The organism is Trinickia sp. (assembly GCF_051954495.1).
GTDB lineage: Bacteria > Pseudomonadota > Gammaproteobacteria > Burkholderiales > Burkholderiaceae > Trinickia.
The window spans coordinates 25745-50685 of the sequence record NZ_JBQCHR010000120.1 but is presented as its reverse complement, the minus strand read 5'-3'; the positions used below and the strand labels follow the sequence as shown (position 1 = coordinate 50685).

Genomic DNA, 24941 nt, shown 5'->3' with positions numbered 1-24941 from the left:
CGCTTCGGACGGCTGCGACGAGGCAGCTGCCTTCTTGGCTTCTTCGCGCTGCACTTCCTTCATCATCGGCGACGGGCCCGTTTCGGCCTTCTTCATCTTGACGATCAGGTGACGCAGCACGGCGTCGTTGAACTTGAATGCATGCTCCAGCTCTTCGAGCGTGGCTTGATCGCATTCGATGTTCATGCAGACGTAGTGAGCCTTCGCGAGTTTCTCGATCATGTAGGCCAGTTGGCGACGGCCCCAGTCTTCGATGCGGTGGATGTTGCCACCGCGCGCGGTAATCGTGGATTTGTACCGCTCGATCATCGCGGGCACTTGCTCGCTTTGATCGGGGTGCACGACGAAGACGATTTCGTAATGACGCATACACACTCCTTGTGGATTGAAGCCACCCGGGCGTCGATGGTCAACAACCCCAACCGGTGTGGCAAGTGAGAAGCCCGAAAGTGTAACCGATTCGGCGTCGGGATGCAATCGGCCCGTTCCGGCAGCGGATTGCGCCGGCGCGGGCCTTAGGCCCCCTCTCCCCCCCAATACCCGGCGCGGGCATACGCCTCTTTCAAGTAATCGATGAAATACCGCACCTTCGCCGGGACATAGCGCTGCTGGGGGTAGACCGCCAAAATGTCGTATTCGGGGAGAGCGAATTCATCGAGCACCGTTTCCAGTTCGCCGCGCGCGAGCTGCTCGGCGATCTCCCAAGTCGAACGCCAGCCCAGCCCCAGCCCTTCCGACGCCCATCGGTGCAGCAGTTCGCCGTCGTTGCAGTCGAGCGTGCCGGCCACGCGCATCGTCACGCGCTTGCCGCCACGCTGAAAGTACCAGCCGCGGTTCTGTCCGCCTTGCAGATTGAAAGCAAGGCAGTTGTGAGCCAGCAGATCCTCGAGGGAACGCGGCCGCCCGTGCCGCGCGAAATATCCGGGCGTACCGCAGACGACGCGGCGGTTCGTCGCGAGCTTGACGGCGACGAAGTTCGGATCGACGGCGCCGCCGATTCGGATCGATAAATCATAGCCTTCGCGCACGAGATCGACGACACGGTCGGTCAGGTTGAACGACATCTGCAGGCCCGGCTTGTCGACCAGGAACGCCGGCGCGAGCGGCGCGACGTGCTTGCGGCCGAAGGCGGCGGGCGCCGAGACGATCAAGTGTCCGCTGACGGCCTGCCGCCCCGCCGCCAATTCGTTTTCAGCCTGGTCCCAGTCGGCCAGCAAGCCCCTGCAGCGTTCGAGGAAGGCCGCGCCCGCCTCGCTCACGACGAGCCGCCGCGTCGAGCGGTACATCAGCTTCACGCCGAGCCGCTTTTCGAGCGCATCGATGCGCCGCCCGAGAATCACGGGGGAGACGCCCTCTTCAAGCGCCGCCGCGGCGAGGCTCCCGGCCTCGGCCACCCGCACGAATGTTTCGATTTGCTTGAAACGGTCCATCCTCGCCCCCTGCGGCATTCAATACTTTTTGTATCGAAATACTGAACTTCAAGCGATCTTATCAAACCTTTCCGGTAGTCCTACAGTGCTCCTAACCCGCGATTCACGCATTGGACGAACAGGAAAAGGAGACACCCATGCCGAAAATGAGAGCCGTCGACGCCGCCGTGCTCGTGCTTGAGAAAGAAGGCATCGATACGGCGTTCGGGGTGCCCGGCGCCGCCATCAATCCCCTGTATTCGGCGCTGCGCCGCGCCGGCGGCGTCACCCACGTTCTCGCGCGCCACGTCGAAGGCGCTTCGCACATGGCCGAGGGCTACACGCGCGCTGCCCCCGGCAACATCGGCGTATGCATCGGCACGTCGGGCCCAGCCGGCACCGACATGATTACCGGACTTTATTCGGCTTTGGCCGATTCGATTCCTATTCTCGCCATCACGGGTCAAGCGCCCCGCGCGCGGCTCTATAAGGAAGACTTCCAGGCCGTCGACATCGAATCGATCGCCAAGCCCGTCACGAAATGGGCCGTCACCGTGCGCGAGCCGGCGCTCGTGCCGCGCGCCTTTCAGCAGGCGTTCCACCTCATGCGCTCTGGCCGCCCCGGCCCTGTGCTGATCGACCTCCCGATCGACGTGCAACTGGCCGAAATCGAGTTCGATATCGAAACCTACGAACCGCTGCCGGTCTACAAGCCCAAAGCAACGCGCAAGCAAATCGAAGCCGCGCTCGAGTTGCTCAACGCCGCCGAGCGTCCGCTGATCGTCTCGGGCGGCGGCGTCGTCAATGCGAGCGCCGAAGCGCTGCTCGTCGAATTCGCCGAAACCACGGGCGTGCCCGTCGTGCCGACCTTGATGTCGTGGGGCGCGATCGCCGACGACCATCCGCTGATGGCCGGCATGGTGGGACTGCAGACGTCGCATCGGTATGGCAACGCAACGATGCTCGAATCGGATTTCGTGCTCGGCATCGGCAATCGCTGGGCTAACCGGCATACGGGCAGCGTCGAGGTTTATACGAAGGGACGCAAGTTCGTCCACGTCGATATCGAGCCGACGCAAATCGGCCGGGTCTTTGGCCCGGACCTCGGCATCGTATCCGACGCGAAGGCCGCGCTCGAATTATTCGTGGAGGTGGCGCGCGAATGGAAGGCTGCCGGCAAGCTGAAAGACCGCGGCGCTTGGAGCGAGGCCTGCCGCGAGCGCAAGCGCACGATGCAGCGCAAGACGCACTTCGACGAGGTGCCGATCAAGCCGCAGCGCGTCTATGAGGAAATGAACAAGGTGTTCGGTCGCGATACGTGCTATGTCAGCACGATCGGCTTGTCGCAGATCGCCGCCGCGCAATTCCTGCATGTCTACCAGGCGCGCAACTGGATCAACTGCGGCCAAGCCGGCCCGCTCGGCTGGACCATTCCGGCCGCGCTCGGCGTGCGCGCCGCTGACCCGAGCCGTCCGATCGTCGCGCTGTCCGGCGATTACGACTTCCAGTTCATGATCGAAGAGCTGGCCGTCGGCGCGCAGTTCAAGCTGCCGTACGTGCACGTGGTGGTCAACAACTCGTACCTCGGGTTGATCCGTCAGGCGCAACGCGCATTCGAAATGGACTACTGCGTGCAGCTCGCGTTCGAGAACATCAACGCGCCGGAACTCAACGGCTATGGCGTCGATCACGTCGCCGTGGCGGAAGGTCTCGGCTGCAAGGCGCTGCGCGTGTTCGAGCCGGGCGAGATCGCACCCGCCCTGAGAAAGGCGCAAGCCATGATGGCGGAATTCAACGTGCCGGTCGTCGTCGAGGTGATTCTCGAACGCGTGACGAACATCGCCATGGGCGCGGAGATCGACGCCGTCAACGAGTTCGAGCCGCTCGCCCAATCGCGGGACGACGCGCCGACGGCCGTCTCCTTGCTCGATTGATGTACGCGAGACGTGCTGCTTACCCGACACATCGAACGACCCGACGCTCGCCGGTTCACCGGCGAGCGCGGTTCCCCTGACCGACCGAAGAGCCACAGCATCATGCCGAAATTCGCAGCCAACCTCACCATGCTGTTCAACGAAGTGCCGTTCCTCGACCGTTTCGAGGCGGCGGCGCGCGCGGGCTTCACCGCCGTCGAATTTATGTTTCCCTACCCGTACTCGGCCGCGCAATTGGCCGAGCGGCTCGAGACGAACCGTCTGCGTCTCGTCCTGCATAACCTGCCCGCCGGCAACTGGGAAGCCGGCGAGCGCGGCATCGCCTGCCTGCCCGATCGCGTGGCCGAATTCCGCGACGGCGTCGGGCGCGCCATCGAGTACGCGAAGGCGCTGCGCGTACCGCAGCTCAATTGCCTCGTCGGTATTCCGACTCAGGATGTGTCGCCCGAGCGCGCCCGCTCGACGATCGTCGAGAACTTGCGCTATGCGGCCGCGGCGCTTCAAACAGAAGGCATCAAGCTGCTCGTCGAGCCTTGCAATTCGTATGACATCCCCGGCTTCGCGCTGAATCGGTCGAGCGAAGCGCTCGACGTGATGCGCGACGTGGCGTCGGACAACCTCTATTTGCAGTACGACATCTATCACATGCAGCGGATGGAGGGCGAAATTGCCGCGACGCTGCAGAAGCACCTGCCGCGCATCGCGCACATCCAGCTCGCCGACAACCCCGGCCGGCACGAGCCGGGCACCGGCGAAATCAACTACGCGTTCCTGTTCGACTGGCTCGATCGCCTCGGCTACGCCGGCTATATCGGCTGCGAATACAAACCGCGCACGACCACGCTGGAAGGACTCACGTGGCTGCGCGATATCGCCGGCCAACACGGCGCCCGCTGACGTCTACGTCGGCGACCGCGGGGCCGCGCCCCGCCCCAATCCAACACGACCTACCGCTAAACGGAATACATCGACATGGCAAAGATCGGATTCATCGGCCTCGGCATCATGGGCGCGCACATGGCGCGCAACCTCATCAAGGGCGGACACTCGCTTTGCGTCAACGGCGCTTACCCGGTACCGGACGACCTGCGCGACAGCACGCGCGTCTTGGCCGATTCGACGGCCGTCGCACGCGAGGCTGACATCGTCATTTCGATGGTGCCCGATACGCCCGACGTCGCGAACGTGCTGTTCGCCGATGACGGCGTGGCCAAGGGCCTCTCGACGGGCAAGCTCGTGATCGACATGAGCTCGATTTCGCCGCTCGACACGCAGGATTTCGCCAAGCGCATCAACGCGCTCGGCTGCGACTACCTCGACGCGCCCGTTTCGGGCGGGGAGGTCGGCGCTCGCGAAGCAACGCTCTCGATCATGGTGGGCGGCCCCGAAAGCGCGTTCGAGCGCGCCAAACCGCTGTTCGAACTGATGGGCAAGAACATCTCGCTCGTGGGCGACAACGGCGCGGGCCAGACCTGCAAGGTCGCCAACCAGATCATCGTCGCGCTGAACATCGAAGCCGTTGCCGAAGCCCTTTTATTCGCCGCGCGCTCCGGCGCCGATCCCGAACGCGTGCGCCGCGCGCTAATGGGTGGCTTCGCCTCCTCGCGCATTCTCGAAGTGCATGGCGAACGCATGACCAAGCGTACGTTCAAGCCCGGTTTTCGCATCGATCTGCACCGCAAGGATCTGAACCTGGCCCTGGACGGCGCGCGCAAGCTCGGTATCGCGCTGCCGCACACCGCCAGCGCCCAGCAACTTTTCAGCGTGTGCGCCGCGCACGGCGGCGGCGGATGGGATCACTCGGCGCTCTTGCGCGCGCTCGAAATCATGGGTGGCTTCGAGATCGCGGAAGCGCCGGAACAAGCGCGCGCGGCTTAAGGCGCACGGTAGACAGGATTCGGCCGTTCGATTCGCCTCGACCGGCCGGCACGTGGGGCGCCTCGCCCTCGCGTGAGAGAGGAGACCTTGCACGGACCACGCATCGCGAGATACGTGGCGCCGGCGGGATCGAGACTCGCACACGGGCGGAGAGGCAAAAGCCGCTTTCGGGCTGAGAGCGGCAGTGGGGTCCGCAGCGGCACCCGGCGACGCCGGGGAAGCCTTGGTCGGTCAGACGTCGTCGTCGGGTGTCCGTCTGTCGGATTTTCCACTCTTCAGTACGTATCGAAAACTCGCTGAAGCGCAGCCGGCTCGCTTTCGCCCGCCGCCAACGCCAGCATCAGCAGCACGCGCGCCTTGTAGGGATTCAACGTGCCCGCGCTCACGAAGCCGCATGCGTCGTCAGGCGCGGCGCCGTTGCGCATGACGTGGCCCGAACCGACGCGCGAGGCTCTCACCACCGCCACGCCGCGCGCACGCGCTTCGCTGAGCGCCGTTTGCACGGATGCATGGATCGAGCCGTTGCCGGTGCCCGCGACCACGATCCCGCGCGCGCCCCCAGCGACGAACGCGTCGACCGCCGCCCTCGACGCGCCCGCATAGCTCACGACGATCTCGACGAGCGGCCAGGCCTCGCTCGCGACGAACGGCGTCGCGACCGTATGCGGCCGAACGACGGTGCGCTGAAATTCGACGCGGCCGTCCTGCACCCAGCCGAGGGCCCCGATCTCGGGAGACTGAAACGCGTCGACGGCGTAAGTGCTCGTTTTCACGATGTCGCGCGCACTGTGGATTCGATTGTTGAAGGCCACCAGCACGCCCTGACCGCGCGCGGCCGGCGAACCGGCAACCGTGATCGCGCCGAGCAGGTTCAGCGGCCCATCGGCGGAAAGCGCCGACGAAGGCCGCATGGCCGCCGTCATGACCACCGGCTTGTCGGTCTTGACGGTCAAATGCAGGGCATACGCCGTTTCCTCGAGCGTATCGGTGCCGTGCGTGACGACGATCCCGTCGATGTCCTCGCGCGCGGCTAGCGCCATGATCCGCGCGGCGAGCGTCGTCCAAAGCGCGACGTCGAGATCCTTGCTGTCGATGCTCGCAACTTGCTCGGCCTCGATCCGGGCGACCTGCGAAAGCGCGGGGACGGCCGCCAGCAGGCGATCGACGCCGACGACGCCGGCCTGATAGCCGGAGGTATTGGCGGCATCGGCGGCGGATCCGGCGATCGTGCCGCCGGTGGCGAGGACGGCGATGCGCGGCAGCGCCGCGGGGGAAGCGGGAGATTGGGTCGTAGTCATGGGCGCCATTTTAACCGCGTGGGCCATGGGGAAAATAGGCCTGATTCTCCCGGCGATCCGATATCCCTCGGCTCGCTTCGGTCGCGCGGCTTTTCCCCTTTACGACGCCTCGCGCAACTGCCCCGCCATATCGGCCTCGGAAAGCTGAGGCGCGAACATCTCGATGAACCGATAGGCGTATGCGCGCATGAACGCCCCCTTGCGCAGCCCCACGCGCGTCGTGCTGCCTTCGAACAGGTGCTGCGAAGGCAGCGCGACGAGTTCGGCATCGCGCTTCGGATCGTAGGCCATCGCCGCGACGATGCCCACGCCCATCCCCAGCTCGACATACGTTTTGATGACGTCGGCATCGATCGCCGTCAGCACGACATCGGGAATCGCCCCTGCCTTCGCGAACGATTCGTCGATATGCGAGCGGCCCGTGAAGTCCCGGTCGTAAGTGATGATCGGATAGTCGGCGACGTCTTCCAGCGAGACGTTCTCGCGCCCGACGAGCGGGTGCCCTTTCGGCACGACGACGACGTGATGCCACGAATAGCAGGGAAACGTAACGATATCGGCAAAGCGGTCCAGCGCTTCGGTCGAAATGGCGATGTCCGCCTCGCCCTCGATGAGCATCTGCGCGATTTGCCGCGGACTGCCTTGCCGCAGCGCGAGCTGCACCTTGGGGAACACCTGCGTGAATTCGCGCACGACCTTGGGCAACGCGTAGCGCGCCTGCGTGTGCGTCGTCGCGACCACGAGGTGCCCCGTGTCTTCGTCGGCGTACTGGCGAGCGACGCGGCGCATGTTTTCCGCATCGAGCAACATGCGCTCGATCAATTGATGCACGGCCTTGCCGGGTTCCGTGAGGCCCGTGAGCCGCTTGCCGCGGCGCACGAAGATGTCGATCCCGAGTTCGTCCTCGAGATCCTTGATCTGCTTGGAGACGCCCGATTGGGAGGTGAACAGGGCGTTGGCCACCTCCGTCAAATTCAAATTGCGGCGCACCGCTTCGCGCACGAAGCGCAGTTGCTGGAAGTTCATGCATGCCTCTCTCTTCGACAAAGCGCGGCTTTGGTAGTCGATGTGTCGAAGCGGCGCGGTCCGCGCTCCCGCATCCGCTCCCAAGGCGGCGCCGGACTCGCCGGCGCCGCATGGTACGCGTCACTTAGATTGCGCAAATGCGCGCCACTTCCTCGGAACGACAATGACGCCGTCGCCTTCGCGCAGACCCAGCGAGCGCCAGGCATCGCGCTCGAGTTCCGCTTCGAGAGGCCCGGCCCTGCCGACGAGCTCGATACGCACCGAAGCGCCGCGCGCGATGACTCGGCGCACGTGCGCATCGATGCCGTCCGTACGCCCAGAGCGGCGCGGATGAATGTCGAGGTCGTGCGGACGAACGTACGCGTGCGCGGGTTCGACATCTGGCTGCGCGCAAGCCGCCCCGGTTGCATCGGCGGCGAACGGGGCAGGCGCGCCATCGGCCAGGAAACCGTGCGGCCCCAGATGCCCGTCGAACCGGTTGGCCGCGCCGAGGAACGCATGCACGAACGGCGTATGAGGATCGTCGTAGACCGCTTGCGGGCTGCCGGCCTGCTCTACTCGCCCACGATTCATGACCACGATCCGATCGGCGACGTCGAGCGCTTCGTCCTGATCGTGCGTGACGAAGATCGTCGAGATGGCCAGCTCATCGTGCAGCCGCCGCAGCCAGGCGCGCAGTTCCTTGCGCACCTTCGCATCTAGCGCGCCGAACGGTTCGTCGAGCAGCAGCACGCTCGGCTCGACCGCCAGCGCCCGTGCCAGCGCGATGCGCTGGCGCTGTCCGCCCGAGAGCGAGGAAGGATAGCGATCGGCCAACGGTTGGAGCTGCACGAGCGCGAGCAGCTCGTTCACGCGTTCGCGAATCGCGCGCTCGGACGGCCGCTCTTCGCGTGGCTTGACGCGCAACCCGAATGCGATGTTCTCGAACACGCTCATATGGCGAAACAGCGCGTAGTGCTGGAACACGAAGCCGATGCGCCGCTCGCGCGTATCGAGCGCGCCCACGTCGCGGCCGCCCAGGACGACTTCGCCGGCATCGGGCGTTTCAAGGCCCGCGATGACGCGCAGCAACGTGGTCTTGCCGCAGCCCGAGGGGCCGATCAGCGCGACCAGTTCGCCGGACGCGAATTCGAGCGAGACGTTGTCGAGGGCGGTGAAATCGCCGAAGCGCTTGGTCAAGTTTCGAACGATGATGCTCATCGTCTCATTCCTCATGGAAAATTCAGCGGCGTGCGAGCGCGTCGGCCGCGAGGTGGCGTTCGGCCAACAGCTTCAGGCCCAGCGTTGCGAGCGCGATCAGCGCGAGCACCGACGCGAGTGCGAAGGCGGCCGCGAAGTTGTAATCGTTGTAGAGCATTTCGACCGCGAGCGGCATGGTGTTGGTCTGCCCGCGAATGTGCCCCGAAACGACGGAAACCGCGCCGAATTCGCCCATCGCCCGCGCGTTGCAGAGGATAACGCCGTACAGCAGGCCCCACTTCACGTTCGGCAAGGTGACGCGCCGCCATATCTGCCAAACGGATGCGCCCAACACGCGCGCGGCCTCCTCTTCCTGCGCACCCTGCGCTTGCATGAGCGGAATCAGTTCGCGCGCGACGAACGGAAACGTGACGAAAATCGTGGCGAGCACGATGCCGGGCACGGCGAACACGATCTGGACATCATGCGAGGACAGCCAGGGCCCGAACCAGCCTTGAGCACCGAACAGCAGAACGTAGACGAGCCCCGAGACGACGGGCGAAACGGAGAACGGCAGATCGATCAACGTCGTGAGCAATGCTTTGCCCTTGAATTCGAATTTCGCGATGGCCCATGAGGCCGCAAGCCCGAAAACCACATTGGACGGAACGGCGATCAGCGCGACCGATAGCGTCAGCCAAACGGCGGCGCGTGCATCGGGGTCGGCGAGCGATGCGGCGTAGAAACGCACGCCCTTGCTCAATGCTTCGTCGAATACGGCGACGAGCGGAACGACGAGAAAGAGCCCGAGAAACGCCAGCGCGGCGGCGGTCAAAGCCCAGCGCAACACTCGGGATTCGGCGCGTCGACGGGCCGGCTCGAACCCGGCGCGGTGGGAGGCGTCGCTAATCACGGCAACGTGGCTCATCGTGAGTCTCCGGAAATGCGATGGACGTTCTCGGGCACGTCGTCGCCCGTCGCCGGCCGCCCATGCGCGGATGCGCCCCGCCGTTGCCAACGCCACTGCAATGCGTTGATGACGAGCAGCATGAGAAACGAGGCCGTAAGCATGACGACCGCCAAAGCGGTCGCCCCCGCGTAGTCGTACTGTTCGAGCTTGGTGACGATGAGCAGCGAGATGACTTCGGACCTCATCGGTACGTTGCCCGCGATGAAGATGACCGAGCCGTATTCGCCGAGCGCGCGGGCGAAGGCGAGTGCAAAACCTGTCGCTAATGCCGGTGCGAGCGCGGGCAAGACGACCCGAAGGAACGTCTGCGCGCGCGTCGCGCCGAGGCAGGCCGCCGCCTCTTCCTGTTCGCGCTCGAAATCCTCGAGGATCGGCTGCACCGTGCGCACGACGAAAGGCAGTCCGATGAACGTCAACGCCACGAGCACCCCTAGCGGCCCGAAAGCGACCTTCAGGCCGAGCGGCGCGAGCCATCGGCCGATCCAGCCGTTCTGGGCATACACGGCCGCAAGCGAGATACCGGCCACCGAGGTGGGCAATGCGAAAGGCAGGTCGACGATCGCATCGACGAGCCGCCGGCCCCGGAACGGATAGCGCACGAGCACCCAGGCGACGAGCATGCCGAACACCACATTGATCAGCGCCGCGGACAAGGCCGCGCCGAACGTGAGCCGATAGGCGGCAAGCACGCGAGGCGCGGTGACGACCGCTAGAAAGCGGGCGGCGTCGAGCGACGCCGTCTTGAGGAACGTCGCGGCAAGCGGAATCAGCACCACGAGGCTCAAGTAGGCCACTGTGATGCCGAACGTCACGCCGAAGCCCGGCAATGCGCTCGCCTTGCGGAAACCGAGGGTGCTCATGCTGCTCGCTCTTCTCTTACTTTGACAGGGTGGCCGCAAAGGCCCGTTGCCGGCGCACGCCTCGGTGCGCCGATCGTCGTTGTCGTCCGCGTCGTCGCGCGGCGGTACATCACATCACTTCGGCTGATAGATCGAATCGAACACGCCGCCGTCGGCGAAATGCGTCTTTTGCGCCGCCCGCCAGCCGCCGAACTCCGCGTCCACCGTATAAAGCTTCAGCTGCGGAAACTGGGCCGTGAGCGCCGCCGGCACCTGCGGCGAACGCGGGCGGTAGAAGTTGCGGGCCGCGATCTCCTGGCCCTGCTCCGAATAAAGAAAGCGTAGATAAGCCTCGGCCAGCTTGCGCGTGCCATGCTTGTCGACGACCTTGTCGACGACGGCCACCGGCGGCTCGGCTAGGATGCTCGCCGACGGCACCACGATCTCGAATTTGTCCGCGCCGAACTCCCGCCGCGCAAGGAACGCCTCGTTCTCCCAGGCGATGAGGACATCGCCGAGACCGCGCTGGACGAAGCTGGTCGTCGCGCCGCGCGAGCCCGAATCGAGCACTCCCGCATTGCGATAAAGCTGGGTGACGAACGCGCGTGCGCTCTCGTCGTTCCCATTCGGCCGATGGCGAGCATAGGCCCATGCCGCAAGGTAATTCCATCGCGCGCCGCCCGATGTCTTCGGGTTCGGGGTGACGATCGACACCCCCGGCTTCACGAGGTCGTCCCAGTCCTTGATGTGCTTCGGATTGCCGTGCCGCACGAGGAACACGATCGTCGACGTGTAGGGCGCGGCATTGTTCGGCAGCTGCTTCTGCCAATCGGGCGCGACGAGACCGCGCCCGGCGAGCGCATCGATGTCGTAGGCCAGCGCGAGCGTAACGACATCGGCCTGCAGGCCGTCGAGCACCGACCGCGCCTGTGCGCCCGACCCGCCATGCGACTGGCGAATGGTGAGCGTTTCGCCGGTTTGCGCTTTCCATGCGGGCGCGAAGGCGCGATTGACCTGCTCGTACAATTCGCGCGTCGGATCGTAGGAAACGTTCAGCAGGACGGTATCCGCACGGGCCGGGGCGGCGGCGCTCGCCAACGCAACAGTCAGGGCGGCCGTGAGCCCGGCAAAGATGGTGCGCGCGGCGAGCGTAGCCGGGCCACGGCCCGGCGCAACCTTGTTCGTGTTCTCAAAATCCATTCGATTCCCCGCGGCGGCTCGCGCCCTTTTTGATGGTCGAGCCAGTCTAGCCACCGCAGCTTATTACCAGAACGAATAAAACTTCATTTTTAAATACCGATTTCTGCTAAGGAGGCCGGACAGGGCGGGGTCGCAACATCAGACTTGAAATTCCGCCGATACTGTATAAAAATACAGAGACTGTCTATCCATACAGTGGCGCTATGACCAAACTTACCGCACGTCAGCAGCAGGTTTACGATTTGATTCGGCAATCGATCGAGCAAAGCGGCTATCCGCCCACGCGCGCGGAAATCGCGGCGGCGCTTGGCTTTTCCTCGGCCAACTCGGCGGAAGAACATCTGCGGGCGCTGGCGCGCAAGGGCGTGATCGAATTGGCGGCCGGCGCATCGCGCGGTATTCGCCTGGTTGCGGCGGAGGACATGCCTCATCAGTTCTCGTTGCCGCATCCGGCGATCATGCAGTTGTCGTTGCCGCTCGTCGGTCGCGTCGCGGCAGGTAGCCCAATCCTTGCCCAAGAACACATTTCGCAGCACTACGCGTGCGATCCCGCGCTCTTCTCGAGCAAGCCCGACTATTTGCTGAAGGTGCGCGGCCTGTCGATGCGCGACGCCGGCATCCTCGACGGCGATCTGCTCGCGGTGCAAAAGCGGACCGAAGCCAAAGACGGGCAAATCATCGTGGCGCGACTAGGCGACGACGTGACGGTCAAGCGCCTGAAACGGCGCTCCGACGGCATCGAACTCATTGCCGAGAACCCCGATTACGAAAACATCTTCGTGCGGGCCGGCAGCGCGGAGTTCGCGCTCGAAGGCATCGCGGTCGGCCTTATCCGCCCGACCGAACTCTGACTCTGAACAGCTGACTCTGATCACCTGACTTCGATCACGTTTAGGAGACGTCATGGATCGCCTTGCCCGCCTCATGCCCTTTCGCTCTTTCGGCCGCCTGCGCCATTTGCGCGGCGTCATCCCGTGCCCGCCGCTCGACTGGACCGCTTCGCAACCGGCGCCCGAGCCTGACGGCGCGTCACGCGCCGGCATGCAGCCCGCGGCGCTCCCCGCGTTCGCACGGGTGTCGCTCAATAGCGCACTGCATGCGGAACCGGCGCGGCGCGCGCCCGTGCGGGTCTATCATGGCGCATCGCGCGTCATTCTCGTGGGCACGATCGACGCGGTTTGCCAAATGATCGATCGCTGCATCGACGACGAGCGCGCGGGCGCGGCAATCGCGTAATGCGGTCGATCGAGACCTTCGTCATCGGCAGCAGGGATCGTTTCGGTCCGGCCGCTGTCGATTAGCACTGACCCACATCCTATCGACGAAGGCCGACTATTCATGACACTCGAAAACCGCTCTCCGGCTCGAAAACCGCTGTCGGCAGTCATTGCCACCGCCGTTGCCATCATCGTCGTCCTGGTGGTCGTACTCTCGTACGCGTCGCCCTACTTGATCCTCAACCGGCTGCACGATGCCGTGCAAGCGCGCGATTCGCAAACGATCGATCGCTACGTCGACTATCCCGCGTTGAGAGCCAGCCTGAAACAGCAGGTCACGCAGATGTTGAGCCGTCGCGTCGACACGCAGAAGCTTCAGCACCCGCTTGCGGCCCTTGGCGCATTGGTCGGCATGGCGCTCGTCAATCCGCTTGTCGACGCTTATGCGACGCCCGACGGCGTGGCGGCGCTCTTGGCGGGCATGCCGCCTAAGGGTGATCCGGGCGAAGTCCCGCCGTCCGCGGGCGACCAGCCATCAGAAGACCAAGCACAGCAACAGCAAGCGCCGTCCGCGGTATCGTCGGCGCCGGCCGGCGCGCAATCGGGCGCTCCGCGCGCCAAGGGCAGTGCCGGCTATCGCGACGTCGACACGTTCGCCGTCACCTACGCGCGCGGCGGCGACAGCCCGCCCTACAGCGTCATCTTTCATCGCCGCGGTTGGTTCTCCTGGCAACTGGACGCCGTCGAACTGCCGTCCTGACGGGACCTGGCCTGCCGCTTGAAACCGCCGGCGGCAGCCGGCGCGGCGTGAAACTCATCGTCGCTGAGAAGCGAGCCCCAGCGGCTATTTGTAAGGGAACGACCTCCTCGATCAGGTCGTCGCGCCACCTGCCGTGGCGGTTGCGGATACGCTGACGTCCGGCTCATGCGCTGTCGACACCGCCACCAGAATGCTGCACGACACTCGATCGAGCAACGGCGTATTGCCCGAGCCCATCCACCATCGCGACAAGCCGCTGCGCGAGCGATGGCCGACGACGACGAGATCGACCTTCAGCTCTTCCGCGAGATTGGCGATTTCGTCGATTGGGTGACCAAAGGCAAAGTGCCCATGAGCCAGTACGCCGCGCTCGGTGAGCCAGTCAACGCCCTCCTGCAGAATTTCGCGGGCGGCGTCCTCGAAACGACCGCACGCAACGTCCGTCAACAGCCCGGCGCTCTGCGCGATGCTCGTGCGCATATCGACGACGGACAGCAAGTGCGTTTCCGCCTTCAGATCGAGTGCGAGGTCTGCGCCGCACCGTAGCGCCTTGCGTCCTTCGCGCGTGCCGTCGTAGCACAACAGAATTTTTTTGTAGCTTGCCATGGTTGGCCTCCCAGCCCGCGCCGATCGCGGTTCGTCGTTTCCATCATGGTGCGACGCATTAGGTCTTGCAAGACTAGGAAAACGCTTAGCCGTAGTCTGTTCATATGCGCATACACCACCGCTCTATCGGCGCCGACCGCTGCGCCGCCTCTGTGCAAGCGCAGCGCACCCGAACGGGGCATCGACGCGCTATGCAATAGAATGAGGCCCAGCGTACGGCCCCTCTCGTTCGTGCTCATGTCCAACAACACCATCGAATTTCACGATGTCGTCAAACGCTACGGCGATAAAACCGTCGTGGACGGCTTATCGTTCCACGTTCGCGCCGGCGAGTGTTTCGGCCTGCTCGGCCCGAACGGCGCGGGCAAAACCACCACGCTCAAAATGATGCTCGGTCTGACCGAGCCCGACGCGGGCGCGATCGCACTATGCGGCTATACCGTTCCGTCCGAGGCGCGCTTCGCCCGGCAACGGGTGGGCGTGGTGCCTCAATTCGACAATTTGGATCCCGATTTCAGTGTCCGAGAAAACCTGCTCGTGTTCGGCCGCTACTTTGGCCTATCCGTGAGCAAGACGCGCGCCATGGTGCCGGAGCTGCTCGAGTTCGCGCGCCTGGAAAACAAAGCGGACGCACGCGTAGGCGAACTGTCGGGCGGCATGAAGCGTCGGCTCACGCTGGCGCGATCGCTGATCAACGATCCCGACGTTCTGATCCTAGACGAACCGACGACGGGCCTCGACCCGCAAGCGCGCCATTTGATTTGGGATCGGCTGCGCTCGTTGCTTGCTAGAGGAAAGACGATCCTGCTGACGACGCATTTCATGGAAGAAGCGGAACGGCTCTGCCATCGGCTGTGCATCATCGAGGAAGGCCGAAAAATCGCCGAGGGCGCGCCGAACGAACTCATCGCGAAGGAAATCGGCTGCGACGTGATCGAGATCTACGGCACGGCCCCGGAAGCGCTGCGCGACGAGTTGGCGCCGTTTGCCGAACGCGCCGAAATCAGCGGCGAGACGCTATTTTGCTATGTCCGCGATCCCGCGCCCGTCAATGCTCGGTTGGCCGGACGTCCGGGCTTGCGCTACGTTCACCGGCCAGCCAATCTCGAAGATGTGTTTTTGAGATTGACGGGACGTGAAATGCAAGATTGAGCGCTCGTCGTTCAAGAGACTCGAAAGATTCAAGAGAGCCAAAGACTGCCGAGATGGATGCCCCTTCCTTCGATACGAATGCACGCTCGCGGCGCAACATGCACGCCCGGCGTGCCGACCGCTGGCGGCTGGCGCTGCCTGCAAACGCCACGAATTGGATTTCGGTATGGCAGCGCAACTATCTGGTTTGGCGCAAGCTGGCGGCCGCCTCGATGCTCGGCAACTTGGCCGATCCGATGATCTACTTGTTCGGCCTTGGGTTCGGTCTTGGCCTGATGGTGGGCCATGTCGACGGCGTCTCTTACATCGCGTATTTGGCGGCCGGCACCGTCGGCTCGAGCGTGATGATGTCAGCCACCTTCGAATCGATGTATTCGAGCTTTTCTCGCATGCATGTGCAACGCACGTGGGAAGCGATCATGCATACGCCGCTCACGCTCGGCGACGTGGTCGTGGGCGAAATCGTGTGGGCGGGCAGCAAGGCCGTGTTGTCCGGCGCGGCAATCATGCTCGTTGCCGGCTTGTTAGGCTACGCGAGGTTTCCGTCGATGTTGCTGGCGCTGCCGGTCGTGGCGCTGGCGGGGCTCGCGTTCGCGAGTTTGGCGATGATCGTGACGGCGCTCGCGCCGTCTTACGACTTCTTCATGTTTTACCAGACGCTCGTGCTCACGCCGATGCTGTTGCTGTCGGGCGTGTTTTTTCCGCTTGCGCAGTTGCCCGAACCGGTACGCCAGGCCGCGATGGTGTTGCCGCTCGCGCATGCCGTGGAATTGATCCGCTCCGCCATGCTGGGGCGTGAACTCGGCGGCGTCACGGTGCACCTGGCGGTGCTGGCTGCCTACGCGATCGTGCCGTTCTTCGTTTGCGCCGTTTTATTCAGGCGCCGATTGATGCGTTGAGACGCTGACGGGCGGGCGTATTGGCCAACCCGCCGATACTTCGATTCTCGCGCGGGCGAGACCTCTGCCCCGAACCCGTGCGAGGAGGGGCGACGCAGTTGAGCGTCGCCTCTCATCTCAGTCTTCGTCGTCGCTCCAAGGAATGTCGACGTCGCTCAAAAACGCGACGGTGGCGAACGGCCGCGCCTCGTGCCGGCCGATCTTTCCGTCGGCCCGATGCCATTCGACGCGAAACACGACGGACGGCGTATCCGCCAGCAGCCATACGGTGCGGATCTCGTCCGGATCGGCTTCCTCGACAGGGCCGTCGAGCGAGATCAAGAGCGTTTGAGGCCACACGCCGCTATCGGGGTCATAGATGCGGTCGCCGTCGGGAATCGACGTGAACACTTCGACGCCGATGGTCGCGCATGCGTCGACGACCATCTTGCCTAGCGCTTGCAGCACCGCGGTGGCGCGCACGGAATTCGCTTGGCGGATCGCAAGATCGCCGCGCGTCAGCGCCTGTTCGAGTTTAGGGTGGGTCTTGTGTGTGCCCATGGTGGTTTCGTGGCTCGCTCGATACTCGGGTTGTTCGTCGCCGACGCGCGATCGGCGCGCCGCCCAATTGCCGAATCGTATCATTTGCGGTGTGTCGGCCCTTTCACCGCGGTGGAAGACTCGGTCGTCGGCACGTGAAAGCGCAGCGGATCCGGGGATGAATGTCGCCGCGTGTATCTTTCGGTCGCCTTCCGATTACGGCCGGCGTCCCACGACGCGCCGGTATAGACGTGGTCCTGGTTCCGTTCTTTGAAGTCCTCTCGCGTGCGCGGGGTTGTATCGAAATAGACCGCTGTCTTACCGAGCGAAAAACGAACCTCGCCGGGTATGGGGCCCCTGTTGGCGCCGGACTTTTCGTTATTGCGTTCGGTCCATTCGGCATGCCCACCGTGCTGGAACGGCGAATATGGCAAAACGCCGAACGCATTGCGCTCGATGGGCGTACCCGGCGCAAGCTGGTGCGGTCCGTACAGCCCGCTCGGTTCGACCGCACCGGACAAGACGGGGAGCCATACCTCCATCGGAACGACCGAGAACTCGTCCTCGCCTTCTTTTTTGAAGACGACATGGAGGTCGAGATCGCTGTAGAACGCGTTTCCCCATTCGTCGCGGAGGATACGATTGTCATCCAGGTGCAGGCGCAATCCGAACACGTCTTGAACCCGCCTTTTATCTGCTTCGAACTTGTCGTCTTCGTCCGGGCCGTAGACGACCAACCCCGCGAACGCGCCGTCTTTCGTTGTTTTTTGATAGATGCCGGGTGGTTTGGGCCGTGCCGGCCCGTAAGCAGAAAGCCCTTGCGCAAGATGGACGAGGCGTGACGGATGCGCGCCGCGCAAGTAGATGTCCCAGCCGGTGTGGTCGGCAACGCCTTGGAGGGTGCGTGCATCGCGCGGATGCACGCCTCTCGCCTCGAAGTCGCCGTCTTGCCTCAGTTCGATATCGGGAGGATGCACGCTCGCCGGCGAGAAGCTCCCTCTTGCGCCAAATACCACTTTGAACGGCCGCAACATGGGTTCCAAGGCGGCGCTGAGAGAGGAACCGCCGCTGCCCCCTTGGCTGCGCGCGCGAGGGGCCAGTTTGTCGCGTACCGGGCCTCGATGGCGTTTGGTTGTTGGAGGTTCGTGCATCGCCCGACTCCATGACAGTCTGTCTGAGGCACTGGAACCGGCAGGCCAGTCAGCGGGAGACAGAACTCGCCTACTTTATTGAAGCGCCGGTGCTCCGCCAAGCACACAGCCGAAAAACAAAAAGCCCAGTCCGAAGAACTGGGCTTTTTGCGAAATTTCATTTGGGGTGGCTGATGGGACTCGAACCCACGACGACAGGAATCACAATCCTGGACTCTACCAACTGAGCTACAGCCACCACTGGTCTTGCATGTTCTTGCGCCGGCGTCGCCAACGAAGAAGCGAGATTATACGAATAGAATTGCCGCTTGCCTAGCCCCTCAGTCGATAATTTCCGACGGCTCGCGCAAATGGGCGCGCGCTTCCTCGAAAATCGACAGGTCGCCCTTGGCGAGCCGCTTGTTGTCCGACAGGACGCGCCGCCAGCCGCGCGCGCCGGCCACGCCGCGGTAGAGCCCCAGCGCATGGCGCGTCATCGCGCCGAGAAATGTACCGCGCGCCAACTCCGCCGCGCAGTACTCGATCAGCGCCGCCTCGATCTCCTCGCGCGTCTTTGCCGCTTCGCCGCCGTAAAAGCGCGCGTCGACCTCGGCCAGCACGAACGGGTTGTGATAAGCCTCGCGGCCCAGCATCACGCCATCGACATGCCGCAGATGCTGCTCCACTTCGTCGAGCGTCTTGATGCCGCCGTTGACGATGATTTCGAGCGAGGGGAAATCGCGCTTGAGCCGATAGGCATACTCGTACTTCAGCGGCGGAATCTCGCGATTTTCCTTCGGCGACAAGCCCTTCAATATCGCATTGCGTGCATGGACGATGAACACGTCGCAGCCGGCCTGCGCGATCGTCCCGACGAAGTCGCGCACGAAAGAGTAATCCTCGACGGCGTCCACGCCGATCCGGTGCTTGACCGTGACCGGCACCGAAACGACATCGCGCATCGCGCGCACGCAATCGGCGACGAGCGCCGGCTCGTTCATCAGACACGCGCCGAACGCGCCGCGCTGCACACGCTCGGACGGGCAGCCGCAATTGAGGTTGATCTCGTCGTAGCCCCATTGCTCGCCGAGCTTGGCCGCGCGCGCAAGGTCGTCCGGCTCGCTGCCGCCGAGTTGCAGCGCGACAGGCGCCTCTTCGGACGTGAACGCCAGATGGCGGGCGACGTCGCCGTGCAACAACGCCCCCGTCGTCACCATCTCGGTGTAGAGCCACGTGTGGCGCGAGATGAGCCGATGGAAATAACGGCAGTGACGGTCGGTCCAGTCCATCATAGGCGCAACGGATACGCGGCGCGGACTGGCTGAGGAAGGTAGCGGCATGGCGGATGAGGCAAACGGCGCAAAAGGTGCAAACGGCGAATCCGCAATTTTACCGCATCGGCCGATTATCGCCCGGGCGCCGACACGCGTTACGCGTCCGCCCCGCCGGGGCGCTGCGCACGCCGCGCCATCAGCAGCGCGACAACGCACGAGGTCAGCCGTGCGAGCGTGCCGTCCGCGCGGCTCGTCAGGACGATCGGCACGCGCGCGCCCACCACGATCCCCGCAATGCGCGCCTGCCCCAGATATTCGAGTTCCTTCGCGAGCATATTGCCGGCTTCGAGGTCCGGCACCACCAAGATGTCCGCTCGGCCCGCCACCGGCGATGCGATGCCTTTCGTTTCCGCCGATTGCGCCGACACGGCATTGTCGAAGGCGAGCGGTCCGTCGAGAACGCCGCCTCGAATCTGTCCTCGATCGGCCATCTTGCACAACGCCGCGGCGTCGATCGTCGCCGGCAACTTGTCGGTCACCGTTTCGACGGCGGACAGAATCGCGACGCATGGCTCGGCGATGCCCAACACGAGCGCGAGATCGATCGCGTTTTGGACGATATCTCGCTTTTCAGCGAGCGTCGGGCGCACATTGATGGCAGCATCGGTGATCAACAGCGGACGCGGATAGGCCGGCGCGTCGATCACGAACACGTGGCTGATGCGCCGATCGGTGCGCAGCCCACCCCCGCTGTCGACGACGGCATGCATCAACTCGTCGGTATGCAAGGCGCCTTTCATGATCGCCTCGACCTGGCCGGCCCGCGCGAGCGCCACCGCTTGCGAGGACGCTTGCGCGGCATGGTCGGCCGCAACGATCCCGTAAGGGGAAACGTCGAGGGCGGCACTGCGCGCCGCCGCGTAAATTTGCGCTGGCGGGCCGATCAGCACGGGCTCGATCAAGCCCGCGTGCGCGGCCTCGAGCGCGCCTGCGAGCGACGGTGCGTCCACCGGGTAGACCACAGCCGTGCGCACGGCATCGAGACCGCGCGCCATGCCGATCAGGTGCCGATAGAAGGCGCCGGCGCTCGCGGGTTGCGCGGCGAGCCGGCGCCGCGACGGCACATCGGCGACTGCCGTCCTGCGCGACTCGGCATGCTCCTGCTGCTCCTGCTGTTCCATGGTAATCATCCGGTCTCGTTCGATCGCGATTGCGCCCACGCGGGGCCATGCGCACGACGTCCTCACTCCTGGCCGCACGCTGGACACTATCGCCTCCCGAGCGCCCCGCCGCGTTGATCGAGGTCAACGCCCGCTTCGCCAGGGAGCGACCGGCTAGAATGGAGGCCGCGCCAAAACCGGCGGCGCCGATTGCACCGCCGGGCCTGCCGAAGAAAACCAGGGAATAAGGAGCTTTGATCAATGAGCGGCGGATCGTCCCGTCAGTGCCTCATCGGGCGCATTCTTCTCGTCCTGCTGCTGTCGATGCTGGCCGGGTGCAGCACATGGTTTGCCCCGCCGCCCGCGCCCGAACCGGAGCAGCCGGCCCCCGAGCCCGCCCCGGTGGAGGAGCCGCCGCCCGCGCCCGCCTCCGACACGCTGGCGTCGGCGCCCGTTGCCGCCAATCCCCCGCGCGAGGCGAGCGAGCCCAAGCATACCGCGCCCAAGCCCGTCTATCGGCCCGCGCCCAAGCCTCGCGTCGCTCCGCCCCCCACGCAAACGCCGCCCCCCGCGCCACCGCCGTTGATCTCGCTGCGCGCCCTTGCGGCCGCCGACACACACGGGCTGCTCGATGCCCGCGTGCAGCGTCCGGACGGCAAGGTCATCGGCCGCGCCATCGACATGTTCGTCGATGCGGCAGGCAAGCCGCGCGAGATGCTGGTCAATTTGGCCGGCTTCATGGGCATTGGCGATCGCAAGATGCGTTTCCCCTGGGTCGACTTCAAATTCGACGCGGCGCAAAAAAAGGCCCCGATTACCCTCGCCATTCCGCCGGGCGAAGCGCCCGCGTCGGCTTCCGCCAAGCAAAAGGACAAAGCCGCAGGCAAACCTGGACGAGCAGGCGCGGAGGATGCGCACCTGCTCGGCATGATCGACACCACGGCCGAGCGCCGCAATGGCACACGCGTCGGCCGCGTCGTCGATGTGCTGGTCGATAACCGCGGCGAGCCGCAAGCGGCGGTCGTGGACGTCGGCAGCCTGATTCACGAGCGTCGCAGCATCGCGGCGGACTGGTCGGCGCTGCGCTTCGTGCCGAAGGACGGTGCGCTTTCGCTTCAGACCGATCTGTCCGATGCGCAGGTCAACGCCGCGCCGCCGTATCTTCCGAGTCAACCGGTCCGGGCCGTTTCGCCGGCTCCGACCAACGCGGCGGCTTCGGCCGCCAGCGCCACACGATAACGAACGCGCAGATGGCAATTTCACGAAGTCTTCGCGCGCTCGACTGGCTGAACTTCTTCCTCGCCAATGTGCAGACGGGGTTCGGGCCATTCATCGCGTCGTACCTGACGGCCAACAAATGGACCCAGGGCGAAATCGGCGTCGCTTTGAGCGTCGGCACGGCCACCGCCATGCTGAGCCAGGTGCCCGCGGGCGCGCTGATCGACGCGCTGCGCAACAAAAAGGGAGCGGCGGCGGCCGCGATCATCGCGATCGCGGTTTGCGCACTGTTGCTGGCAGCCAGCCCGACGCTGTTGCCGGTACTCGCCGCCGAGGTGTTTCACGGGTTCGCGAGCTGCATGCTCACTCCCGCGATTGCGGCGATCTCGTTTGCGCTCGTCGGTCACAAGGCGCTCGGAGACCGGCTCGGCCGCAACGCGCGTTTCGCGTCGATCGGCAGCGCGTTCGCCGCCGCGGCGATGGGCGCGTTCGGCGAATATTCGTCGGCGCGCGCGGTGTTCTGGCTCACGGCCGCCTTGACGGTCCCGGCCGTGATCGCGTTGTCGATGATCGAGCATACGGGCCGCGCAAGCCTCGGCGTGAATCCCGCGCCCAGCCCGGCCGCGCCGGGCGCGCCGGAGCACAGGGAAAGCATCAGCTCGCTGCTGCGCGACCGGCGCGTGCTCGTGTTCGCCGCGTGCATCGCGCTCTTTCACCTGTCGAATGCGGCAATGCTGAACCTCGCCGCCGGCGAAGTGACGGCGCACATGAGCGACAACGTGCAACTCGTCATCGCGGCGTGCATCATCGTCCCGCAAATGGTCGTGGCCGCGCTTTCGCCGTGGGTGGGGCGGTCGGCCGAGCGCTGGGGCCGGCGCCCGCTGCTGCTGTTCGGATTCGCCGCCCTGCCTGTGCGAGCGCTGCTGTTCGCGGGCGTTTCCAGCCCGTATCTGCTCGTACCGGTGCAGTTGTTCGACGGTATCAGCGCCGCCGTCTTCGGCGTGATGCTGCCGCTGATCGCAGCCGACGTCGCGGGCGGCAAAGGGCACTACAACCTATGCATCGGCCTGTTCGGGCTCACGGCAGGCATCGGCGCGACGCTGAGTACGCTCGCCGCGGGGTTCGTCGCCGACCATTTCGGCAATACGGTCAGCTTCATCGGGCTGGCCGCGGCCGGCGCCCTGGCCGTCCTGCTCGTGTGGGCAGCGCTGCCCGAAACACGCGACGCCGGGGAAGCCGACTCGGCGCAGCGCGCGCACGAGCCGTCCACCACATAACGCGCCGCGCTTGCAACGGCCGCGACTAGCGGCGCTCGATGCTCGAGTGCGCTAGTCGCAATCGCCCGATAAATACTTGCGGCCATCGCAGGTGATCTCAATGACGCCGTTGCCGTTTTCGTCGGCGAGGCCGGCGCCCAGCAGCTCCGCGGCGATGGGCGTCGAAACGAGCGGCGGCGCCTGGCCGACACCGACGTCATTCAAACGACGCAGCGCTTCGATGGCTTCGGGACTCAAGGATTTGGACATGGCCCACTCCTTCTCGTGTGCTTTCGCTCATTCAATGTAGCACTTTCCCAGCGCTTCACCGGGGCGTGCGCCGCGCGCGGCTAGGCCACCTATAATGTCGCTCCATGCAAAAAATCATTCTGCCTTTCGTCTCAGGATTTCTCGCCGCGTTGTTCTTTCGCGAAGCCACGCTCGCATTGCTTCATGCGGCGGGCTTGATCGGCGCGACAGGCTTTTCGACCGAGCCCTTCGTGCCGCTCGAGATTCCCGAATTCATCGCGAATGCCATCTGGTGCGCGGCGTGGGCCGTGTTGATGGCGTGGCTGCTGCGTGTCTCGCCCGAGCGGGCGGCGCCGTGGGTGCAGGCGCTCGTGTTCGGCGGGATCGTTCTAACCGCCGGGCGTATCTTCGTCGTCGACCCGGCGCGCGGCATTTGGCCGACCGGCAACATGCTGCCGCGCCTAGCCGTGGGCTTCGCGGCGAACGCCGTCTGGGGCTGGGGCGCGCTCGTATTCATGCGCGCGTTCATGAGCCCCGACGACGAAGACTGATCCATGCGAACGGCGGACGGCAGGCGACGGCAGCCGCTTCGCGCCACCTCATCCGTTCAACTCGCGCAGCGGATGCGTGTCGGGCGTCCACGAACTCACGAACATGTGCTCGACTTCCGCACGCGTGACGTCCTCGATGCGTGCAATGCGCCAAACAGGGCTGTCGTCCTTGTCGACGATGCGCGCGCGCACGCCTTCGATGACGTCGCCATGATCGAACATCGAGCGCGTCAGATCGAGATCGCGCCGCAGGCAATCGGACATCGGCCCTTCCGCGCGCGTGACGACTTCGAGCGAAACCGCCATCGAAAGCGGCGAACACTCTCGCATCGCGCGAATCGTTTCGCGCGCCCAATCGCGCGCATCCGGTTCCTTCTCGGCATCGAGCGACGCGACGATGCCGGCCACGTCGGACTGCGCGAAGTGACGGTCGATCCAAGGCCGCATCGAAGCAAGCGAACGAGCCACGGCTAGGCCGGGTGCAACCTCCCGCGCGCCGCTCGGCGCCGTTCGGCTGACGAAGCGCTCCACGCATGCCAGCACGTCCGCGGACTCGGCAAGCGGAGCCGTCGCGAGCGCTTCGATCAGCGAACCGATCCGCGAAGTTTCTAGATAAGCGTCGGCCAGCCCGGCATAGAGGGCGTCGGCCGCGTCGATCGTCGCGCCGGTCACGGCCAAATAGCGCCCGAGCGCGCCCGGCGTGCGGGCGAGGAACCAGCCGGCGCCCACATCGGGGAACAGTCCGATGCGCGTTTCAGGCATCGCCATCTTCGTGGCTTCAGTCACGATGCGCAGCCCGCCGGTGCGGTGCGCGCCTTGCGAAATGCCCATGCCGCCGCCCATCACGATGCCGTCCATGAGCGCGAAGTACGGCTTGCCGTACGTGAAAATCGCGTGATCGAGCGCGTATTCGTGGGTGAAAAATGCGTCGCGCGCGGCGACATCGCCCACGCGCCCGGCCTCGTAAAAGAACCGTACGTCCCCGCCCGCGCAGAACGCGCGCGGATGCAGGCTGCGCACGAACACGGCGAGCACCTGCGGATCGTCGCGCCAAGCATCGAGCGCGGCATGCATCGCCCGTATCATCGGCAGCGATAGCGCGTTGAGCGCCTGCGGCCGATTCAGCTCGATGTAGCCGATGCGATTATCGATACGGGCGCGCACCTCGTCGCTTGCGATGAGCGTCGGTTCGGGCGTGGACATGGGCGACGGCGAAA

General features: G+C 65.0%; 26 protein-coding genes and 1 tRNA gene. 11 read left to right on the top strand and 16 right to left on the bottom strand.

What is annotated here, in order from left to right:
• Nucleotides 1–369 (bottom strand): 30S ribosomal protein S6 (gene rpsF, locus ACTHNR_RS16205; protein WP_440548672.1); only part of this gene is annotated, 369 nt, incomplete at its 3' end.
• A gap of 146 nt (nt 370–515) precedes the next feature.
• On the bottom strand, nt 516–1430 hold the full coding sequence (locus tag ACTHNR_RS16200) for a LysR substrate-binding domain-containing protein (RefSeq protein WP_440548671.1): 915 nt from the start codon (nt 1428–1430) through the stop codon (nt 516–518).
• Between the two features lie 137 nt (nt 1431–1567).
• Between ACTHNR_RS16200 and gcl the strand changes: the two genes are divergently transcribed.
• The 3 genes from gcl (at nt 1568) to ACTHNR_RS16185 (ending at nt 5221) form a co-directional block, all read left to right on the top strand.
• Entirely contained in the window at nt 1568–3343 is a 1776-nt protein-coding gene (gene gcl, locus ACTHNR_RS16195) for a glyoxylate carboligase (protein ID WP_440548670.1), read from the top strand.
• 102 nt (nt 3344–3445) lie between these two features.
• A complete protein-coding gene (gene hyi, locus ACTHNR_RS16190) occupies nt 3446–4240 on the top strand; it encodes a hydroxypyruvate isomerase (RefSeq protein WP_440548669.1) in 795 nt (264 codons plus the stop codon).
• Between the two features lie 75 nt (nt 4241–4315).
• The gene (locus ACTHNR_RS16185; RefSeq protein WP_440548668.1) at nt 4316–5221 is read left to right on the top strand and encodes a 2-hydroxy-3-oxopropionate reductase; all 906 of its coding nucleotides are present in this window, start codon (nt 4316–4318) and stop codon (nt 5219–5221) included.
• A gap of 275 nt (nt 5222–5496) precedes the next feature.
• On the opposite strand, the gene ACTHNR_RS16180 is transcribed toward ACTHNR_RS16185, so the two are convergent.
• The 6 genes from ACTHNR_RS16180 to ACTHNR_RS16155 form a co-directional block, all read right to left on the bottom strand.
• Nucleotides 5497–6528 carry an asparaginase gene (locus ACTHNR_RS16180; protein ID WP_440548667.1) on the bottom strand — a complete coding sequence of 344 codons (1032 nt, stop codon included), beginning with the start codon at nt 6526–6528 and terminating at the stop codon, nt 5497–5499.
• 90 nt (nt 6529–6618) lie between these two features.
• Nucleotides 6619–7545, bottom strand: coding sequence for a CysB family HTH-type transcriptional regulator (locus tag ACTHNR_RS16175; protein WP_440548666.1), 927 nt, complete (start codon nt 7543–7545; stop codon nt 6619–6621).
• Between the two features lie 120 nt (nt 7546–7665).
• On the bottom strand, nt 7666–8745 hold the full coding sequence (locus tag ACTHNR_RS16170) for a sulfate/molybdate ABC transporter ATP-binding protein (protein ID WP_440548665.1): 1080 nt from the start codon (nt 8743–8745) through the stop codon (nt 7666–7668).
• A 22-nt stretch (nt 8746–8767) separates the two neighbouring features.
• A complete protein-coding gene (gene cysW, locus ACTHNR_RS16165; RefSeq protein WP_440548664.1) occupies nt 8768–9652 on the bottom strand; it encodes a sulfate ABC transporter permease subunit CysW in 885 nt (294 codons plus the stop codon).
• Nucleotides 9649–10554 (bottom strand): sulfate ABC transporter permease subunit CysT, encoded by a 906-nt coding sequence (cysT, locus tag ACTHNR_RS16160; RefSeq protein WP_440548663.1) that lies wholly within the window; start codon nt 10552–10554, stop codon nt 9649–9651. The genes cysW and cysT overlap by 4 nt, the downstream gene beginning before the upstream one ends.
• A gap of 114 nt (nt 10555–10668) precedes the next feature.
• Complete coding sequence (locus ACTHNR_RS16155; RefSeq protein WP_440548662.1) at nt 10669–11733, bottom strand: sulfate ABC transporter substrate-binding protein; 1065 nt, start codon at nt 11731–11733, stop codon at nt 10669–10671.
• A gap of 203 nt (nt 11734–11936) precedes the next feature.
• Here ACTHNR_RS16155 and lexA point away from each other — a divergent pair, with 203 nt between their 5' ends.
• The 3 genes from lexA (at nt 11937) to ACTHNR_RS16140 (ending at nt 13710) form a co-directional block, all read left to right on the top strand.
• Nucleotides 11937–12584: a transcriptional repressor LexA gene (gene lexA / locus ACTHNR_RS16150; RefSeq protein WP_440548661.1), complete on the top strand. Its 648-nt coding sequence runs from the start codon at nt 11937–11939 to the stop codon at nt 12582–12584.
• 52 nt (nt 12585–12636) lie between these two features.
• Entirely contained in the window at nt 12637–12969 is a 333-nt protein-coding gene (locus ACTHNR_RS16145) for a hypothetical protein (RefSeq protein WP_440548660.1), read from the top strand.
• 102 nt (nt 12970–13071) lie between these two features.
• On the top strand, nt 13072–13710 hold the full coding sequence (locus ACTHNR_RS16140; protein WP_440548659.1) for a DUF2939 domain-containing protein: 639 nt from the start codon (nt 13072–13074) through the stop codon (nt 13708–13710).
• Between the two features lie 111 nt (nt 13711–13821).
• Here the strand turns inward: ACTHNR_RS16140 and ACTHNR_RS16135 are convergent, their stop codons facing one another.
• Complete coding sequence (locus tag ACTHNR_RS16135; RefSeq protein WP_440548658.1) at nt 13822–14316, bottom strand: universal stress protein; 495 nt, start codon at nt 14314–14316, stop codon at nt 13822–13824.
• Between the two features lie 237 nt (nt 14317–14553).
• Between ACTHNR_RS16135 and nodI the strand changes: the two genes are divergently transcribed.
• Nucleotides 14554–15468, top strand: coding sequence for a nodulation factor ABC transporter ATP-binding protein NodI (nodI, locus tag ACTHNR_RS16130; RefSeq protein ID WP_440548657.1), 915 nt, complete (start codon nt 14554–14556; stop codon nt 15466–15468).
• 98 nt (nt 15469–15566) lie between these two features.
• On the top strand, nt 15567–16367 hold the full coding sequence (locus ACTHNR_RS16125; RefSeq protein ID WP_440548674.1) for an ABC transporter permease: 801 nt from the start codon (nt 15567–15569) through the stop codon (nt 16365–16367).
• A 117-nt stretch (nt 16368–16484) separates the two neighbouring features.
• Here ACTHNR_RS16125 and ACTHNR_RS16120 read toward each other — a convergent pair whose 3' ends face one another.
• The 5 genes from ACTHNR_RS16120 to ACTHNR_RS16100 form a co-directional block, all read right to left on the bottom strand.
• Nucleotides 16485–16907: a hypothetical protein gene (locus ACTHNR_RS16120; protein WP_440548656.1), complete on the bottom strand. Its 423-nt coding sequence runs from the start codon at nt 16905–16907 to the stop codon at nt 16485–16487.
• Nucleotides 16908–16987: 80 nt separating this feature from the next.
• The gene (locus ACTHNR_RS16115) at nt 16988–18037 is read right to left on the bottom strand and encodes a hypothetical protein (RefSeq protein WP_440548655.1); all 1050 of its coding nucleotides are present in this window, start codon (nt 18035–18037) and stop codon (nt 16988–16990) included.
• 162 nt (nt 18038–18199) lie between these two features.
• Nucleotides 18200–18275: transfer RNA gene (locus ACTHNR_RS16110), tRNA-His, on the bottom strand.
• 82 nt (nt 18276–18357) lie between these two features.
• Nucleotides 18358–19356 carry a tRNA dihydrouridine(20/20a) synthase DusA gene (gene dusA, locus ACTHNR_RS16105; RefSeq protein ID WP_440548654.1) on the bottom strand — a complete coding sequence of 333 codons (999 nt, stop codon included), beginning with the start codon at nt 19354–19356 and terminating at the stop codon, nt 18358–18360.
• Between the two features lie 89 nt (nt 19357–19445).
• A complete protein-coding gene (locus tag ACTHNR_RS16100; RefSeq protein ID WP_440548653.1) occupies nt 19446–20480 on the bottom strand; it encodes a bifunctional enoyl-CoA hydratase/phosphate acetyltransferase in 1035 nt (344 codons plus the stop codon).
• Between the two features lie 231 nt (nt 20481–20711).
• Here ACTHNR_RS16100 and ACTHNR_RS16095 point away from each other — a divergent pair, with 231 nt between their 5' ends.
• Entirely contained in the window at nt 20712–21689 is a 978-nt protein-coding gene (locus ACTHNR_RS16095) for a PRC-barrel domain containing protein (RefSeq protein WP_440548652.1), read from the top strand.
• A gap of 11 nt (nt 21690–21700) precedes the next feature.
• On the top strand, nt 21701–22945 hold the full coding sequence (locus tag ACTHNR_RS16090) for an MFS transporter (protein ID WP_440548651.1): 1245 nt from the start codon (nt 21701–21703) through the stop codon (nt 22943–22945).
• 51 nt (nt 22946–22996) lie between these two features.
• On the opposite strand, the gene ACTHNR_RS16085 is transcribed toward ACTHNR_RS16090, so the two are convergent.
• Complete coding sequence (locus ACTHNR_RS16085; RefSeq protein ID WP_440548650.1) at nt 22997–23194, bottom strand: hypothetical protein; 198 nt, start codon at nt 23192–23194, stop codon at nt 22997–22999.
• Between the two features lie 104 nt (nt 23195–23298).
• Between ACTHNR_RS16085 and ACTHNR_RS16080 the strand changes: the two genes are divergently transcribed.
• A complete protein-coding gene (locus ACTHNR_RS16080; protein WP_440548649.1) occupies nt 23299–23724 on the top strand; it encodes a hypothetical protein in 426 nt (141 codons plus the stop codon).
• A 48-nt stretch (nt 23725–23772) separates the two neighbouring features.
• Here the strand turns inward: ACTHNR_RS16080 and ACTHNR_RS16075 are convergent, their stop codons facing one another.
• The gene (locus ACTHNR_RS16075) at nt 23773–24927 is read right to left on the bottom strand and encodes an enoyl-CoA hydratase/isomerase family protein (protein ID WP_440548648.1); all 1155 of its coding nucleotides are present in this window, start codon (nt 24925–24927) and stop codon (nt 23773–23775) included.
• Nucleotides 24928–24941: the final 14 nt, after the last annotated feature.

Coding starts and splice junctions, on each gene's coding strand:
- ACTHNR_RS16200 (WP_440548671.1), bottom strand. CDS start 1,430: ATGGACCGTTTCAAGCAAATCGAAACATTCGTGCGGGTGGCCGAGGCC.
- gcl (WP_440548670.1), top strand. CDS start 1,568: ATGCCGAAAATGAGAGCCGTCGACGCCGCCGTGCTCGTGCTTGAGAAA.
- hyi (WP_440548669.1), top strand. CDS start 3,446: ATGCCGAAATTCGCAGCCAACCTCACCATGCTGTTCAACGAAGTGCCG.
- ACTHNR_RS16185 (WP_440548668.1), top strand. CDS start 4,316: ATGGCAAAGATCGGATTCATCGGCCTCGGCATCATGGGCGCGCACATG.
- ACTHNR_RS16180 (WP_440548667.1), bottom strand. CDS start 6,528: ATGGCGCCCATGACTACGACCCAATCTCCCGCTTCCCCCGCGGCGCTG.
- ACTHNR_RS16175 (WP_440548666.1), bottom strand. CDS start 7,545: ATGAACTTCCAGCAACTGCGCTTCGTGCGCGAAGCGGTGCGCCGCAAT.
- ACTHNR_RS16170 (WP_440548665.1), bottom strand. CDS start 8,745: ATGAGCATCATCGTTCGAAACTTGACCAAGCGCTTCGGCGATTTCACC.
- cysW (WP_440548664.1), bottom strand. CDS start 9,652: ATGAGCCACGTTGCCGTGATTAGCGACGCCTCCCACCGCGCCGGGTTC.
- cysT (WP_440548663.1), bottom strand. CDS start 10,554: ATGAGCACCCTCGGTTTCCGCAAGGCGAGCGCATTGCCGGGCTTCGGC.
- ACTHNR_RS16155 (WP_440548662.1), bottom strand. CDS start 11,733: ATGGATTTTGAGAACACGAACAAGGTTGCGCCGGGCCGTGGCCCGGCT.
- lexA (WP_440548661.1), top strand. CDS start 11,937: ATGACCAAACTTACCGCACGTCAGCAGCAGGTTTACGATTTGATTCGG.
- ACTHNR_RS16145 (WP_440548660.1), top strand. CDS start 12,637: ATGGATCGCCTTGCCCGCCTCATGCCCTTTCGCTCTTTCGGCCGCCTG.
- ACTHNR_RS16140 (WP_440548659.1), top strand. CDS start 13,072: ATGACACTCGAAAACCGCTCTCCGGCTCGAAAACCGCTGTCGGCAGTC.
- ACTHNR_RS16135 (WP_440548658.1), bottom strand. CDS start 14,316: ATGGCAAGCTACAAAAAAATTCTGTTGTGCTACGACGGCACGCGCGAA.
- nodI (WP_440548657.1), top strand. CDS start 14,554: ATGTCCAACAACACCATCGAATTTCACGATGTCGTCAAACGCTACGGC.
- ACTHNR_RS16125 (WP_440548674.1), top strand. CDS start 15,567: ATGCACGCCCGGCGTGCCGACCGCTGGCGGCTGGCGCTGCCTGCAAAC.
- ACTHNR_RS16120 (WP_440548656.1), bottom strand. CDS start 16,907: ATGGGCACACACAAGACCCACCCTAAACTCGAACAGGCGCTGACGCGC.
- ACTHNR_RS16115 (WP_440548655.1), bottom strand. CDS start 18,037: ATGCACGAACCTCCAACAACCAAACGCCATCGAGGCCCGGTACGCGAC.
- dusA (WP_440548654.1), bottom strand. CDS start 19,356: ATGCCGCTACCTTCCTCAGCCAGTCCGCGCCGCGTATCCGTTGCGCCT.
- ACTHNR_RS16100 (WP_440548653.1), bottom strand. CDS start 20,480: ATGATTACCATGGAACAGCAGGAGCAGCAGGAGCATGCCGAGTCGCGC.
- ACTHNR_RS16095 (WP_440548652.1), top strand. CDS start 20,712: ATGAGCGGCGGATCGTCCCGTCAGTGCCTCATCGGGCGCATTCTTCTC.
- ACTHNR_RS16090 (WP_440548651.1), top strand. CDS start 21,701: ATGGCAATTTCACGAAGTCTTCGCGCGCTCGACTGGCTGAACTTCTTC.
- ACTHNR_RS16085 (WP_440548650.1), bottom strand. CDS start 23,194: ATGTCCAAATCCTTGAGTCCCGAAGCCATCGAAGCGCTGCGTCGTTTG.
- ACTHNR_RS16080 (WP_440548649.1), top strand. CDS start 23,299: ATGCAAAAAATCATTCTGCCTTTCGTCTCAGGATTTCTCGCCGCGTTG.
- ACTHNR_RS16075 (WP_440548648.1), bottom strand. CDS start 24,927: ATGTCCACGCCCGAACCGACGCTCATCGCAAGCGACGAGGTGCGCGCC.